The sequence below is a fragment of the Kribbella sp. CCNWLW201 genome (assembly GCF_037203805.1).
GTDB lineage: Bacteria > Actinomycetota > Actinomycetes > Propionibacteriales > Kribbellaceae > Kribbella.
In genome coordinates, this window is record NZ_JBBCBQ010000008.1 from 1 (window position 1) to 15,576 (window position 15,576).

At 67.8% G+C, this 15,576-nt stretch carries 6 protein-coding genes; all 6 read left to right on the forward strand.

The annotated features are described in order from the left end of the window. Positions 1 to 487 precede the first annotated feature (487 nt). The 6 genes from V9K99_RS28445 to V9K99_RS28470 all read left to right on the forward strand — a co-directional run bounded on the left by V9K99_RS28445 (position 488) and on the right by V9K99_RS28470 (position 15,503). Positions 488 to 1,891: an ABC transporter substrate-binding protein gene (locus V9K99_RS28445; RefSeq protein WP_337011823.1), complete on the forward strand. Its 1,404-nt coding sequence runs from the start codon at positions 488 to 490 to the stop codon at positions 1,889 to 1,891. A gap of 523 nt (positions 1,892 to 2,414) precedes the next feature. After that, on the forward strand, positions 2,415 to 3,863 hold the full coding sequence (locus tag V9K99_RS28450) for an ABC transporter permease subunit (protein ID WP_337011821.1): 1,449 nt from the start codon (positions 2,415 to 2,417) through the stop codon (positions 3,861 to 3,863). Next, the gene (locus V9K99_RS28455; RefSeq protein WP_337011820.1) at positions 3,860 to 5,263 is read left to right on the forward strand and encodes an ABC transporter ATP-binding protein; all 1,404 of its coding nucleotides are present in this window, start codon (positions 3,860 to 3,862) and stop codon (positions 5,261 to 5,263) included. Before V9K99_RS28450 ends, V9K99_RS28455 begins: the two co-directional genes overlap by 4 nt. Positions 5,264 to 5,418: 155 nt before the next feature. Continuing rightward, positions 5,419 to 8,727: a S8 family serine peptidase gene (locus tag V9K99_RS28460; RefSeq protein ID WP_337011818.1), complete on the forward strand. Its 3,309-nt coding sequence runs from the start codon at positions 5,419 to 5,421 to the stop codon at positions 8,725 to 8,727. A 98-nt stretch (positions 8,728 to 8,825) separates the two neighbouring features. Further along, complete coding sequence (locus V9K99_RS28465; RefSeq protein WP_337011816.1) at positions 8,826 to 12,143, forward strand: S8 family peptidase; 3,318 nt, start codon at positions 8,826 to 8,828, stop codon at positions 12,141 to 12,143. Between the two features lie 114 nt (positions 12,144 to 12,257). Beyond that, positions 12,258 to 15,503 carry a S8 family serine peptidase gene (locus tag V9K99_RS28470; RefSeq protein ID WP_337011814.1) on the forward strand — a complete coding sequence of 1,082 codons (3,246 nt, stop codon included), beginning with the start codon at positions 12,258 to 12,260 and terminating at the stop codon, positions 15,501 to 15,503. Positions 15,504 to 15,576 lie beyond the last annotated feature (73 nt).

Genomic DNA, 15,576 nt, shown 5'->3' on the forward strand with positions numbered 1-15,576 from the left:
AAGCTCCCGCAGGGACGCCGAAGGCGCCCTTGACGCACACCACCACGACTAGCACCATCACGCAGCCCGGAGCCGCGCCACCACAGTCGCCTTCTCGCAGCACCCGACAACCACAGTCGCCCTACCGAGCACCCGGCAACCACAGTCGCGCTACCGCAGCACGCGACAACCCCAGCTGCCCAACCTGAGCATGCGCCCCACAATCGCCCGACATGAGCACCCGGCAACCCAGCCGCCTTACAGGCGCATGCGACACGACAACCGTCGTACCCGATCCGGCATCCCGCTACCGCCGTACCCGACCCCGCACTCCACAGCGCCAGCCGGCGGGTCTCGTCTCCGATTTAACGATAATGGTTTTCATGTGCTAGTTTCCCGGTGACCCGTCCGCCATCGGGAAGAGGCGTTTGTGCGTGCTGTTGTTGGGGTTTTGGTGTCCTCGGTGTTGTTGGCCGGGTGTTTTGCCGGTGGGAGTGATCAGGCTCCGGTGACCGCCGCGAGTGACGGGCGGATCAAGGTGGCGATGATGCAGCCGCCGCGGTCGGGGTTGTCGCCGTTCAGTGACGACGCGTTCAAGTTGTCGCGGTGGAGCACGGCGGAGACGCTCGTCACCCTGGATGAGGTCGGCGATGCGCAGCCGGGGCTGGCGACCGCGTGGAAGCGGGTCTCAGCGCGGAGCTGGGAGTTCACCGTCCGCCCGGGGGTGCGGTTCCATGACGGTACGACGCTGACGGCCGAGGTTGCGGCGTACGCGTTGACCAAGGCAACGACCGCGTCACCGAAACCACGGATCCTGGACGGCGTGCAGTTGACTGCGGTTGCCAAGGGCAATCAGCTCGTGGTCACCACGGGCGGTCCGGATCCCCTGGTGCCGCAGCGATTGTCGTCACCGCAGTTGTCCATTCTGTCCAAGGCGGCGTACACGAAGACGCGGGTCAACCCGGTCGGCACCGGGAGTGGACCGTTCGAGCTGGTCGAGGTGCGTGGGACGAGTGGCGCGCGGCTTGATCGGTACGACGGTTACTGGGGTGGGCGCGCGCAGGCCGCGGGGATCGATGTGTCGTTCGTGCCGGACGGGGCGGCGCGGGCGGCGGCGATCCGGAGTGGGGCGGCGCAGTTGGTGGAGTCGATCCCGGTGTCGCAGGCGGCGCTGCTGGAGCCGGAGACGGTGACCGAGGTGCCGATGCCGCGGACGAACACGCTCTATCTCAACACGCAGTCCGGGCCGTTGAAGGATCCGGGGCTGCGGGCAACGATCCGGGATGCGATCGACCGGGATGCGCTGGTGAAGGGCGTATACGAAGGACGTGCCGACAAGGCTGCCGGTCTGCTCGGGCCGGCGTTGCCGTGGGCGGCTGAGGGTCGCAAGGAGTTGACCGGTCGTACGGCGGGGAAGTCGGCGGCCGGTACGACGATCACTCTCGCGACGTTCTCTGATCGAGCTGAACTGCCGGAGGTGGCGTCGGTTTTGCAGCAACAGTTGCAGCAGGCCGGGTTCACGGTGAAGCAGGTGGTCCGCGAGTACGCGCATATCGAGGAGGACGCGCTGGCGGGGAAGTTCGACGCCTTCATCCTGTCCCGCGCGACGGTGCTCGACTCGGGTGATCCGGTGGCCTACCTGTACTCCGACTTCGCCTGCCAAGGCTCCTTCAACATCTCCCAACTCTGCGATCCCAAGGTGGACACCGCCCTCACCAAGGCAGCCGGCACCGAAACCGGCGACACCCGCCGAGCCGCGATCCTGGAAGCCGAGGCCGCCGTCCTCCGCACCGACGCAGCCATCCCACTCCTCCACGAACGAGTAATCCAAGGCGACGCCACAACTCTCGCCAACTCAGCCAAAGACCCCCGCGAAAGGCTCCTCGTCACAGCATCAACCCACTTGAAATGAAGGTGGAGTAGGTGAGCGGGTCGGGTGATGGTCAGGTGGAGTTGACGGATCGGTCGCGCCGGAACGCGGTGGCTCGCGCCGGGCGGCTTGCGCCGCTGGAAGGCGCAGCAGGTGAGGGTGCCCGGTGAGTGGCGTGGGTGGCCCGAGGCCGGGTGGTGCTCGGGTTGAGGTCGTGGCTGATGCGGTGCGCGGTGAAAGGCTTGGGGCGTCGGTGGTTGGTGGGCGTCGGGCGCGGTCGAGGGATGGCGGTGACGTACGGCGTGGTGTCGTAGCGACGGTGTCTCGGGTGGGGGCGCTTGGGGTGGTTTTGGTGGGGGTTGGGTTGTTGCCTTGGTTGTCGGGGCGGGATCCGGCTTTGTCGGTGTTGCGGGCTCGGACGGCGGAGCAGGAGCCGACCGCTGAGGCCATTGCGGCTGTGCGGAGTGAGCTTGGGCTGGATGCGGGGCCGTTCACGTTGCTCGGTCGGTGGTTCGGGGGCGTGGTCCGAGGGGATCTGGGCACGTCTTGGGCCAACGGGGCTGACGTGTTGCCGTCTGTGGTGACGGCGGCGGGTGCCTCGTTGACCTTGATGGGAGCGGCACTGGGGATCGCGGTCGTGATCGCCGCCGCGATGTGCGCGCCGACGTTGGTTCGTGGTGCGAGGGGGACGTTGCGCACCGGAGGCCATGGGGTGGTCGCGACCGGGTTGGCGGCGTTGCCTGAGTTCTTGCTGGCGACGTTGCTGATGTTGGCGTTCTCGGTGTGGCTCGGGTGGTTACCGCCGTACGGGTGGGAAGGCCCAAAGCATCTGATCCTCCCGGCGCTGGCTCTCGCGCTGCCGGCGGGTGGCATCCTCGGGCGGTTGGTCGACGATGCGTTGCCCGCGGTGTTCGCGGAGCGCTGGGTCAGCTTGTGGCGTTCCGCCGGCTGCACTCCACTCAGCATCGGGGCAGCTGCAGTACGACGTGCCACGCCGGCCGTCGTACCTCAACTCGGCATGGTCGCCGTCGGACTCACCGGAGGCGCGGTCGCGGTCGAGACCGTGTTCGCCATCCCAGGCATCGGCCGCACCGCCCTGGGCGCCGCCGAGTCCCAGGATCTCCCACTGCTGCAAGGATCCGTGCTCGCACTGATCCTCCTCGGCGTCATAGCCGGCCTCCTCGCGCAAGTGACCCGACGACGCCTCCTCGGTCCCGGCCTGCGCGACCAAGCCCTGACCCTGCCGACAGCCCCGGCAGCACCCACCGGACGATCGCAAAAGCTGACCGCGATCGTCTGCGCGATCATTCTGGCCGCCACGATCACCTGGGGCCTCAACCTCGACCCGCTCCACCTCGACACCACCGCACGCCTCGCGGCGCCGAGCTGGGACCACCCGCTCGGCACCGACTCGCTTGGCCGCGACGTCCTCGCCCGAGTCGGACATGGCGCTGCCACCACCATCGGTACTGCGGTCCTCGTCTGCGCAGGCTCGTTCGTCATTGCTTTGGGAGCCGGCCTCATACCAGCCGTGACCGAAGGCATCTCCGAGACCGCGAACGCCGTACCGCCGGTCATCGCCGGCATTCTCGTCGTCGCCGTCCTCGGTCCCGGCACTCTCGGCGCGTCCATAGCAGTCGCCCTCGTCTCCTGGCCGCCACTCGCCGCCCACGCCGCGGCCTTGACCCAAGAGACCAGAGCCGCCGCCTACCTGACGGCCCAGAAGGCGATCGGCTCGAGCCGGTCCTGGATCCTCACCCGCCACGTCCTCCCAGCGGTCGTCGGACCGGTCGCGCGTCACGCCGTACTCCGACTGCCAGGGATCGCCCTTGCCCTTGCCTCATTGGGATTCCTCGGCCTCGGCACCCAACCGCCGGCGCCCGAATGGGGCACCGGTCTCGCCGAATCCCTGCCGTACGTCGAACGCGCCCCTTGGGCCACCCTCGCCCCCGCACTCATGCTCCTGATCCTCGCGGCCCTCGCGGTCTCCCTCTCGACGATACGACGCCGATGACGCTTCTCGACGTCCGCGACCTGCACGTCCGGTTCCGCGAAACCCACGCTGTCCGCGGCCTGTCCTTCACCGTGGACAAGGGCGAAGTCCTCGCCCTGGTTGGAGAATCCGGCGCCGGCAAGTCACTCACCATGCAGGCCGTCCTCGGTCTGCTCCCACCCGAGGCCGAGGTCCGCGGCAGCATCCGCTTCGACGATCGCGAGCTTGCCGGAGCCGCACAGTCCGAGTACGCCGACCTGCGCGGCCGCCGACTGGGATTCGTACCGCAGGACGCCCTCTCGGTGCTGAGTCCGGTCCACACCATCGGCGCACAACTCGCCCGGGCGGTCCGATCCGTTCAAGGCGTCGACAAGAGGATTGCCGACAATAAGGCAGTCGACATCCTCGACCGGGTGGGCATTCCAGACGCCAAAAAGCGGGCTCGTGCCTACCCGCACGAGTTCTCCGGCGGCATGCGCCAACGTGCCGTGATCGCGATGGCGATCGTCAATCAGCCCGAGCTGATCGTCGCGGACGAACCCACCACTGCCCTCGACCCACGGATCCAGGCCCAGATCCTGGACCTCCTGACTGGACTGAGAGACGACTCCGCCGTCGTCCTCGTCACCCATGACCAGGACGCCGTCGCGACGTACGCCGACCGCATCCTCGCCCTCCACGAAGGTCAGGCCGCCGAGTCACCCCGCGCCGAGAACATCCACCCCAGGACCGATCCGCCGCCAACCAAGACCCCACCGCTGCTCGCCGTACGCAACCTGACTGTGTGCTACCCCGGCCGCGACGAACCCGCGGTCGACAACGTCTCCTTCGACATCCACCACGGTGAAACCCTCGCCCTGATCGGCGAATCCGGCTGCGGCAAGTCCAGTACGGCGTCCGCCGTACTCCACCTCCGACGCCCAGAAGCCGGCGAGATCCACCTCGAAGGCACCAGGCTGGACGACAGCACGATCCACAAGAGCCGCCCAGCCATGCAACCGGTCTTCCAGGACCCCTACGGCTCCCTCAGCCCACGCCAGAAGATCGGCGACGCGATAGCCGAACCGCTCAAGGTCCAAGGCCGCTGGGACTCGCAGACCGGCCCGGCCAGGGTCGCCGAACTGATGGATCAGGTCCGGCTGGACCCGACCCTCAAAGACCGCCGGCCGCGCGAACTGTCCGGCGGCCAGTGCCAGCGCGTCGGCATCGCCCGCGCTCTCGCCAGCGATCCCCGCCTGCTCGTCCTCGACGAACCGGTCTCCTCCCTGGATGCGAAGGTCCGCGCCGGCGTGATCAACCTGCTGGCCGAGCTCCAGCGGGAACTCGGCCTCGGCTATCTGTTCATCTCCCACGACCATCGCCTGGTCGACTACATCGCCCACCGCACTCTTGTCATGCGCGAGGGCCGGATCCTGCCCTGACGGGAACCGATCGTTGCAGCTTCATGCCACGGCAGGGGCTGACAGCAACCATTTGGCCTAGTCCGGACATCTAACGGTGAGTGGCAGATCGGTTCCGCAGTGTGAGGCGGCCGATCGGCCCGATGTGAGGACAACCGAACGGGAGGGAACTCATCGTGCGATCCACACCACGATCGCGTCGCTTCGGCCTGGCCGTCGCCGCGATCGCAGCCCTGAGTGTGGGCCTATCCGGCCTGGCTCAGGCATCACCCCCGCAGGACCAAGTCCAAGCCCAGGCCGTCAAGGCCCAGGCGGTCGACAAGGTCGTCACCCTGGTCACCGGTGACCGGATCACCCTGTACGGCGGCGACCCGGCGCGAGCCGCGGTCAAGCCAGGGCCCGGCCGTGACGGCATCACCTTCAGCACCCAACGCACCAAGAACCACCTGTACGTCGTACCTTCCGACGTACAGGATCAACTCACCAGCAGCCGCCTGGACCGCCGGCTGTTCGACGTGACCGGCCTGATCAAGGCCGGGTACGACGACAAGTCGACCAGCGCGATCCCGGTCGTCGTGACGTATGCCGGGAAGACCCGGTCGCGGTCGGCCGCGCCCGGAGCGACGGTGACCCGCCAGCTGCCGGTCGTCAACGGCGCGGCGATGAAGGTGGACAAGGCGAAGGCCGCCACTTTCCTGACCGGGGTCACCTCGGCCCGGTCCGCGGCCGGCGTGGAGAAGATCTGGCTCGACGGCAAGCGCGAGATCAGCCTCGACCAGTCGGTTCCGCAGATCGGGGCCCCGGCCGCCTGGCAGGCCGGATACACCGGCAAGGGCGTCTCGGTCGCCGTACTCGACACCGGGATCGACAAGTCCCACCCCGACTTGGCCAGTCAGGTCGCGGGCGGGAAGAACTTCACCGAGGAGTCGGACGAGGATCTGGTCGGTCACGGCACGCACGTCGCCTCGACCATCGCCGGTACGGCGGCCGCCTCGAACGGCAAGTACAAGGGCGTCGCACCGGACGCCAAGCTGTACGACGGCAAGGTGTGCGAGCAAGGCGGCTGCCCTGAGTCCGCGATTCTCGGCGGCATGGAGTGGGCCGCGAACGAGGTGAAGGCGAAGGTCGTCAACCTCAGCCTCGGTGGTACCGACACCCCGGAGGTGGACCCGCTCGAGGAGGCCGTGAACCGGCTGACCGCGCAGACCGGCACGCTGTTCGTGATCGCGGCCGGCAACGACGGTCCGGGGGAGGGCACGGTCGGTTCACCCGGTAGTGCGGACGCCGCGCTGACGGTCGGAGCGGTGGACAAGCAGGACAAGCTGGCCGAATTCTCCAGCCGTGGCCCGCGGGTCGGCGACGGTGCGGTCAAGCCGGACGTCACCGCGCCCGGTGTCGACATCGTCGCGGCCAAGGCGGCGAAGTCGATCATCGGCGAACCGGTCGGCGACAAGTACCTGACGCTCTCCGGTACGTCGATGGCCACCCCGCACACCGTGGGAGCGGCCGCGCTGCTGGCGCAGGAGCACCCGAACTGGAAGGCCGGCGAGCTCAAGGGCGCGCTGATGGCGTCGGCGAAGCCGGCAGCCGACCAGACCGCCTTCCAGCAGGGGGCGGGCCGGATCGATGTCGCCAAGGGCATCAAGCAGTCCGTGATCACCGAGCCGGGCAGTGTGTCGTTCGGTACGGCAATCTGGCCGCACGACGACGACACCCCGGTGACCAAGACGCTCACCTACCGCAACCTCGGCGACCAGCCGGTGACGCTCAACCTGACCGCGACGCTCGCCGGTCCGGACGGAGCGCCCGCTCCGGCTGACGCGATCAAGCTCAGCGCGACCACCGTCACCGTCCCGGCCGGCGGGACCGCGTCGGTGCAGGCGACGTCGAACACCAACCACAGTGGCCCGGATGGCGGCTACTCAGGCCGGATCACCGCGACCGGCGGCGACACCACCGTGCAGTCGGCGATCGGGGTGAACAAGGAGAAGGAGAGCTACGACCTCACCATCAACAACGTCGGTATCGACGGCAAGCCGGCCCTGGCGTTCGGATTGATCTTCGGCCTGGACACGGACGTGTTCACCTTCATCGAGGGGCCGACGACGAAGCTGCGGTTGCCGAAGGGCGAGTACGCCGTCGAGGGCAGCCAGCCCGGCGAGGGTTCGGGCATCTACTCCCTCGTCCAGCCGAGCGTTCCGCTGACCAAGAACACCACCGTGGTGCTCGACGCGCGGGCCGCGAAGCCGGTCAAGGTCACCGTGCCGCGGGCCGACGCCGCACTGGCGCTCGGCGACCTCGGCTACGACCGCACCTCCGCGGACGGACGTCGGGGGCTGGGCTCGTCGTTGCTGCTCGGCGACTTCACTGGTGTGTACTCCGCGCAAGTGGGCCCAGCGTTGCCACCGGAGCAGATGACCGGCCATGTCGCGTCGCAGTGGGCGAAACTGGGCGCGAACCAGTCGTTCGCGAACTCGCCGTACTTCTACGGCCAGGTCGACGCGACTCCGGGGGTCTACCCGACCGGCCTCGTCCGCGACGTCAAGGCGAAGGAGCTGGCCGTGATCGACCAGACCATCAACGCGACCTCGGACCGGCAGATGGAGCGAACCGTCTTCGGCAGCGCGCCGCACATGGGCGGATCCTGGGCGATCGTGATGCCGTACGACGTCCCGGCGAACACCAAACTGCTGGTCGACGACAAGCCGGCCAGTTGGCAGCAGGGCGTGGCCGAGGTCATGCCGAACCCGGATCCGGAGAACCCGTTCCCGATCATGGTCAGCCGGCTGAGCTCACCGGTCCGGGAGTACAAGGCGGGTAAGACCTACCGGGAGCGGTTCAACGCGGCGGCTCTCACCTCGACGCCGGAGATCGCCAGCCGGTTGGAGGACTACCTGCTGCTGTCGGCCTACTCGCTGTCGGACGCCGATGGCAACAAGGGGTTCGGCCTGATGGACAGCCAGTCCAGCAAGCTGATCCGGGACGGGAAGGTCGTCGCCGAATCGCCGTACTTCGGTTACATCGAGACGGACGGTCTGCCGGCGGAGAAGGCGACGTACACGTTGGAGACCTCGCAGACGCGGCAGACGTATTCGACGTTCAGCACCAGGACGGATCTGAGCTGGACGTTCTCCTCGGCCGCGACCGCCAAGGAGACCTCGCTGCCGATGCTCGGGGTGCGCTACCAGCCGACGGTGGACAGTCACAACGTCGCGGAACGCAAGCCGGTGACAGTGCTGCCGGTGGTCGTCGACGGGGTGCCGGGCCAGGCCCTGCCGGTGGTCAAGAAGCTGGAGATCCAGTACTCCGGTGACGACGGCAAGACGTGGCAGAAGGCCGCGGTCGCGCCGACCGGCAAGGGCACGTACAAGGCGATCTTCGCCACGCCGCAGGACGCGAAGACCGTGTCGTTGAAGGCGCACCTGATCGATGCCGAGGGCAACGTCACCGATCAGACCGTGATCGGTGCCTACCCGCTCCGATGACGAATCCCTAACGGGCAGAAAGGAAATCGCAATAAACCCCAGCCGGATCATCGGCGTCACACTTCTCGAGTAGGCCAACACAACTCGGGGAGGATGCAATGGGGTCGAGGAAGAAAGCGCTGGCAGGCACCGCGGTCGTCACGGCCGCGGTGCTTGCCGTGTCGCTGACCGGCGGCGGTGGGGCTCAGGCCGCCCAACCGCAAGCCGACACGAAGACGACAGTCACCGCGAAGCATGCCAGGGACAAGCTCGTCACCCTGATCACCGGCGACCGCGTGGTGCTGAAGGACGGCGACATCAAACGTGTCACCGTCACACCGGGCAAGGGCCGGGAGGCGGTCACGTTCCGGATCAGCCGTACGAACGGCCGGCTCTCGGTGATCCCGCTGGATGTCAGCTCGGAGGTGACATCCGGCCGCCTGGACCGCCGCCTGTTCGACGTCTCCGGCCTGCTGGAGATGCAGTACGACGACGCGCACGCGAAGGCGATCCCGGTCTTGATCACCTCGGCCGGACCACGCGCTCGCAAAGCGTTGCCGGGAGCAACGTTCGTACGGGACCTGCCGACCGTCGGCCTGTCCGCTCTGAAGGTCGACAAGGGCGCCGCAAGCCAGTTCTTCACCGGGCTGAACTCGGCGCGGACAAGGACGGCCGACAAGATCTGGCTGGACGCCAAGCGGCACACCACGCTCGACCAGAGCGTGCCGCGGATCGGCGCGCCCGCAGCCTGGAAGGCCGGCTACACCGGCAAGGGTGTGCGGGTCGCGGTGGTCGACACCGGTATCGACAGCACCCACCCGGACTTCAAGGGCCAGGTGGTCGCGGCCAAGAACTTCACCACCGGACCCGCCGGCGACGGCTTCGGTCACGGAACCCATGTGGCCTCCACGATCGCGGGTACGGCGGCCGCCTCGAACGGCAAGTACAAAGGCGTGGCGCCGGACGCGAAGCTTGTCGACGCGAAGGTATGCGACAACGACGGCGGGTGCGAGGACTCCGCGATCCTGGCCGGGATGGAGTGGTCCGTCGTCCAGCAGAAGGCTCGCGTGGTCAACGTCAGCCTAGGCGGCCTGGACGGACCCGAGCTGGACCCGATCGAGGCCGCGGTGAACCGGCTGACCACGCAGACCGGCGCCTTGTTCGTCGTTGCTGCGGGCAACGATGGACCGGACGTGAGTTCGGTGAACTCGCCGGGTTCGGCGGAGGCCGCGCTGACCGTCGGTGCGGTGGACAAGAAGGACGTGCTGGCCGAGTTCAGCAGCCGCGGCCCGCGGATCGGTGACGGCGGGATCAAGCCGGACGTCACCGCACCCGGTGTCGGCATCGTCGCTGCCCGGGCGAAGGACGCCGTCATCGGTGACCCGGTCGGCAAGGACTACCTGTCCCTCGACGGCACGTCGATGGCGACCCCGCACACGGCCGGTGCTGCGGCGCTGCTGGTGCAACAACACCCGGCGTGGAAGGCCTCCGAGCTCAAGGCCGCGCTGATGGCGACGGCCAAGCCGCTCGACGGACTCACGCCGTACGAGCAGGGCTCGGGGCAGATCGATGCGGCGAACGCGATCACTGACTCTGTCCTGCCGGTGCCGGGCAGCCTGTCCTACGGAACGGCGTTTTGGCCGCACCAGGACGACAAGCCGGTGGTGAAGCAGTTGACCTACCGGAACCTCGGCACCAAGCCGGTCACGCTGTCTCTGAAGGTCAGCTCGACCATCGGCGGGAAGCCGGGTCCGGCAGAGGCCTTCATGCTGAGCGCGACCTCGCTGACGATCGCCGCAGGCAAGACCGCTTCGGTGTCCGTCACCTCCGACACCCGGCACAACGGTCCGGACGGCGTGTACTCCGGTCGCGTGGTCGCAACCGCTCCCGGTGTCTCCATCGGTACTCCGCTCGTGGTGGACAAGGAGATCGAGAGCTACGACGTCACCGTGAAGCACCTGCTGCCCAACGGCAAGGGGACCGACCGGAACTACTCCGTCATCTACGGGGTCGACAAGGACTACCTCAAGGAGGTCGAGACCGACGCGCTGGGAGTCGCGAAACTGCGGCTGCCCAAGGGCCGGTACTTCGTCGAGGGCCTGGTCGGTGACGACGCCGAGCGCATCTACCAGTTGGTGTGGCCGAATCTGATGGTCGGCAAGACCACAGTGCTCCCGGTGGACGCCCGCAAGGCCAAGCCGGTCACGATGACGCTGCCTCGCAAGGACACCAAGCTGGTGGAGGCGCACTTCGGGTACTGGCGGTCCCTGGCCGAGTGGGCGCACGACGCGACCATGACCACGTCGGACCTGAGCAAGCTGTACGTCGGCTCGATCGGAGCGCCGGCGCCTGCCGACGAGATGCTGTCCTGGGCCAACTCGCGCTGGGTCGTCCCGGGCAAGGCGGGCGGTCCGCGCAATGCGCCGTACAGCTACAACCTCTTGCAGAGCAAGCATGGCGGCTACTACACCGGCTATCACCGGGTGGTGCGGGAGAGCGGGCTGGCCAAGGTGCGGACGCAGTACAACGCTGATCATGCGGGCCTGATCGCCAGCGACTCCCGCTTCGGCTGGCTGGAGGACCTGGGCTTCACCACGGCCGGCATTCCGATCGAGTACGACGTACCGGCTGCTGCGACGCACTACTTCGACGCCAAGGGTCTGACATGGGCCGCCGATGTCACCCACATCGTGCGGAACGGTGAGGACGAGGACTACCCGCTGTTGCTGGGTTCGGCCGACGTGAAGTTGTCGCCGGGCAAGGCGTATCGGGAGCGTTGGGGTGCCGCGGTCGCGAACACCGGGTTCGGTCTGGGCGACGGGAGCTACCGGACCGGCAACGAGTTGACCGTGTTCATGTTCCCGGTGTCGGATCAGGACGGGCACGCGGGTACGACGTTCGCGTACGACAAGGGCGTCACCCGGCTCTACCGGGATGGCAAGTTGCTGGCCGGAGACGACTCGTGGGCAGGGCAGTTGCTCGTGGAGAACGCGCCGGCGGCCAAGGCGTCGTACCGGCTGGAAGTCTCGTTGCAGCGGTCGTTGATGCAGTTGGCGACGCGGGTCGACCACGTGTGGACGTTCAACTCGCAGGACACCGGAGGCGCCAAGGAGGTGCTGCCGCTGCGGTCGGTCGAGTTCCGGCCCGTGGTGGACGCGCGGAACTCGGTGGAGCGGAAGACGGTGACCACGCTGCCGTTCGCGGTGGTGAATCAGCCGGGGGCGAAGGTGCCGGGGATCCGGTCCGTCGCGGTGGAGGTGTCCGGTGACGGTGGCAAGACCTGGCAGAAGGCGATCGTCGTACCGCAGGCGAACGGGACGTATGCCGCGGTCTTCAGGACGCCGGCGGCGAAGGTGATGTCGCTGCGGTCCGTGGTCGTGGACCGCGACGGGAACACCGCGACCCAGACGGTGATCAACGCCTACCGGAACCGCTGATCGGTCGCATGCAACCCGGAAGCCGGTTCCTTACGTTGATGAGTCTGCGTAATGACACCGAACTCCTGGGGAGGGCCCGTCGTGGCTTTCAGTTCGATATCGAGACACAGAGCAGTGCCTGCGGTCGCCTTGCTGGCGACCGCAGGCCTGATAGCTGCCGGTGTGGGAGTGCCGGCCCATGCCGCTCCATCCCCGGCGCCCAAGGCTGCCGGGGCCAAAGACATCCGGATCACGTTGATCACCGGGGACAAGGTCACGGTGCGCGGTGGCGATCCGGCCAACGCGACCATCGAGCCCGGCGCTGGCCGGCAGCACGTCGTTTTCAATAGGTATCGGACGAAGAAGCAGTCCTATGTGATCCCGTCCGATGTCCAGGCCGCGGTGTCGGACGGGCGGCTGGACCGCCGGCTGTTCGACGTGACCGGGTTGATCGAGAACGGGTACGACGACGCGTCGACCACGGTGATTCCGGTGCTGGCGACGTACCAGGGCACCGCGAAGCGCTCGGCACCTGCCGGCGCGAAGATCACCCGGCAGCTCCCGTCGATCGGCGCGGCCGCGTTGTCGGTAGACAAGAAGAACGCAACAGCCTTCCTGGGTACGGCGACCGCCCGGTCTGCCAACGGGATCGGCAAGGTCTGGCTGGACGGCAAGCGGAAGATCTCGCTGGACCAGTCGGTCCCGCAGATCGGCGGCCCGGCGGCATGGCAGGCCGGCTACACCGGTAAGGGCGTGTCGGTCGCCGTACTCGACACCGGCATCGACGCCACCCACCCGGACCTGGCTACCCAGGTGGCCGGGGAACGGAACTTCACCACCGAGTCCGCCGACGACATCGTCGGTCACGGCACCCATGTGGCGTCGACGATCGCGGGCACTGGGGCCGCGTCGGACGGCAAGTACAAGGGTGTCGCCCCGGACGCCAAGCTGTACGACGGCAAGGTGTGCGAGGAGTGGGGCTGCCAGGAGTCGGCGATCCTGGCGGGGATGGAGTGGGCCGCGAACGAGGTGAAGGCCCGGGTGATCAACCTGAGCCTCGGCGGCACGGACACCCCCGAGATCGACCCGCTGGAAGACGCCGTCAACCGGCTGACCGCCGACACCGGCACGCTGTTCGTCATCTCGGCGGGCAACTCCGGACCCGAGGATCGCACCATCGGTTCGCCGGGTAGCGCGGACGCGGCACTGACGGTCGGCAACGTGGACAAGCAGGATCAGCTGAACTTCCGCTCGAGCCGTGGCCCGCGGGTCGGCGACGGCGCGGTCAAGCCGGACGTGACCGCGCCTGGCACGGACATCGTGGCGGCGAAGTCGAAGGACTCGTCGATCGGCGAGCCGGTCGGCGACCGGTACCTGCGACTCTCGGGTACGTCGATGGCCGCGCCACACACCGCGGGAGCGGCAGCGCTGCTCCTGCAGCAGCACCCGGCCTGGACGCCGGGGCAGCTCAAGGGCACGTTGATGGGTTCGGCCAAGGTCGCCGCCGATCAGACGTCCTTCCAGCAAGGCGCCGGGCGGATCGACGTGGCGGCCGCGATCAAGCAGACCGTCATCGCCGAGCCGGGCAGTGTGTCATTCGGTACTGCGGCCTTCCCGCACAACGACGACGAACCGGTCACGCGCGACGTTGCCTTCCGCAACCTGGGCGACCAGCCGGTGACGTTGTCTCTGACCGCGAGGTTGAACGGTCCGGACGGGAGCGCTGCGCCGTCTGGCGCATTGTCGTTGAGCGCTTCGACTTTGACCGTGCCGGCGGGTGGGACCGCCACGGTCCAGGCGACGTCTGCCACCAACCACAGCGGCGCCGACGGGCTGTACTCCGGCCGCATCACCGCCGTCGGCTCAGGTGGCGTCTCGGTCGTCGTACCGGTCGGAGTGGAGAAGGAAGGCGAGGCCTACACGCTGACCATCTCGACGATCAGGCCGGACGGAACGCCGAGCGACTATCCGAGCCTGGTCGTCGGGCTCGACAACGACACGTTCCAGTCGTACGGCGACGACAGCGGCACGGTGAAGGTGAGGCTGCCGAAGGGCGGGTACCTGGTGGACAACTTCCAGGAGTTCGAGCTGGCCACCGAGGACTGGGCCTTCTACAAACTGGTCGCGCCGAGTGTGAAGCTGACGTCCGACCAGCATGTCGTCCTGGATGCGCGGAAGAGCAAGGTCGTCACCACCACGGTGCCGCGGGCCGATGCCTCGCAGGCGAACTCCGATGTCGGCTACGACCGCGTCTCGCCCGACGGGAAGTACGGTTTCTGGTCGGCGATGGCGGGCTTCGGGTTCGGGCGGATCTTCACGTTGAGCACCGGGCCGACGCTGCCGGCGGCCGAGATGACCGGGCACGTCACGTCGCAGTGGGGTGTGCGGGGTGACGGGCTCTTCACGAATACGCCGTACCTGTATGGGATCGCGAACCATCAGCCCGGTGAGTTCGTCACCGGTTTCCAGCGGGAGGTGCGCCAGGAGGATCTCGCCACGGTCGATCACGCGGTGAACGCGACCGACGGTCAGCAGGTCGAGAAGATGATCTGGCCGGTCATGCCGTACGTCGGCGGGGTCTTCGCGCGGGTGGTGCATCTCGATCTGCCGCGGACGATTCGCTACTACCTCGATCAGACGCCGGGTGGGTGGTCGAGTGACGTCGGGGTCGATGTGCCGTTCGGCGACTGGTATCTGAGTGGTACGGCGAAGCCCTATCAGGCTGGGCGGAGTTACCGGGAGCGGTGGAACACGGCCGCTTTCGTGCCGTCCGTTTACCGGGCGACGCGGGACGGCGCGGAGCTGCTGGTGTCGTTGTGGAGCTACGCGGACGCCGACGGGCATGTCGGTCGGGTGAACACGTCCGGCAGCAGCAAGCTGTATCGGAACGGGTCGGAAGTGGCGTCGTCGGGTGGGTTCGGGTCTGTCTCGGCGAGCGGGTTGCCGGCGGACGAGGCGTCGTACACGTTCGTCACGTCGGGGACGCAGACGGTGTCCGGGTTCTCGACGCGGACCGACCTGACGGCGACGTTCAGCTCGGCCGCGACGGAGGTGGAGACGGCGTTGCCGGTCCGCACGGTTCGCTACCAGCCGGACGTGAACGACCAGAACACGGTCAAGCGGACCCCGGTCACGGTGCTTCCGATCGTGCTCGACGGTACGCCGGGTGCGGTGCTGCCGGCAGTGAAGAAGCTCCAACTGCAGGTGTCTGGCGACGCCGGAGCCACCTGGAAGCCCGCCTCCGTCGTACCTTCCGGCGTGGGCTACAAAGCCGTCTTCCCAACCCCCGCCGGTACGACGCTCTCCCTCAAAGCCACCGTGATCGATGCCAAAGGCAACACAACCGACCAAACAGTGATCGCCGCCTACCCACTGCGCTGACCCGTTGCGTCCGAAGAAGTGAGGGCTATAACCCACACTTCTTCGGACGCAAGAACCCCCGGGAGGTCAGCTC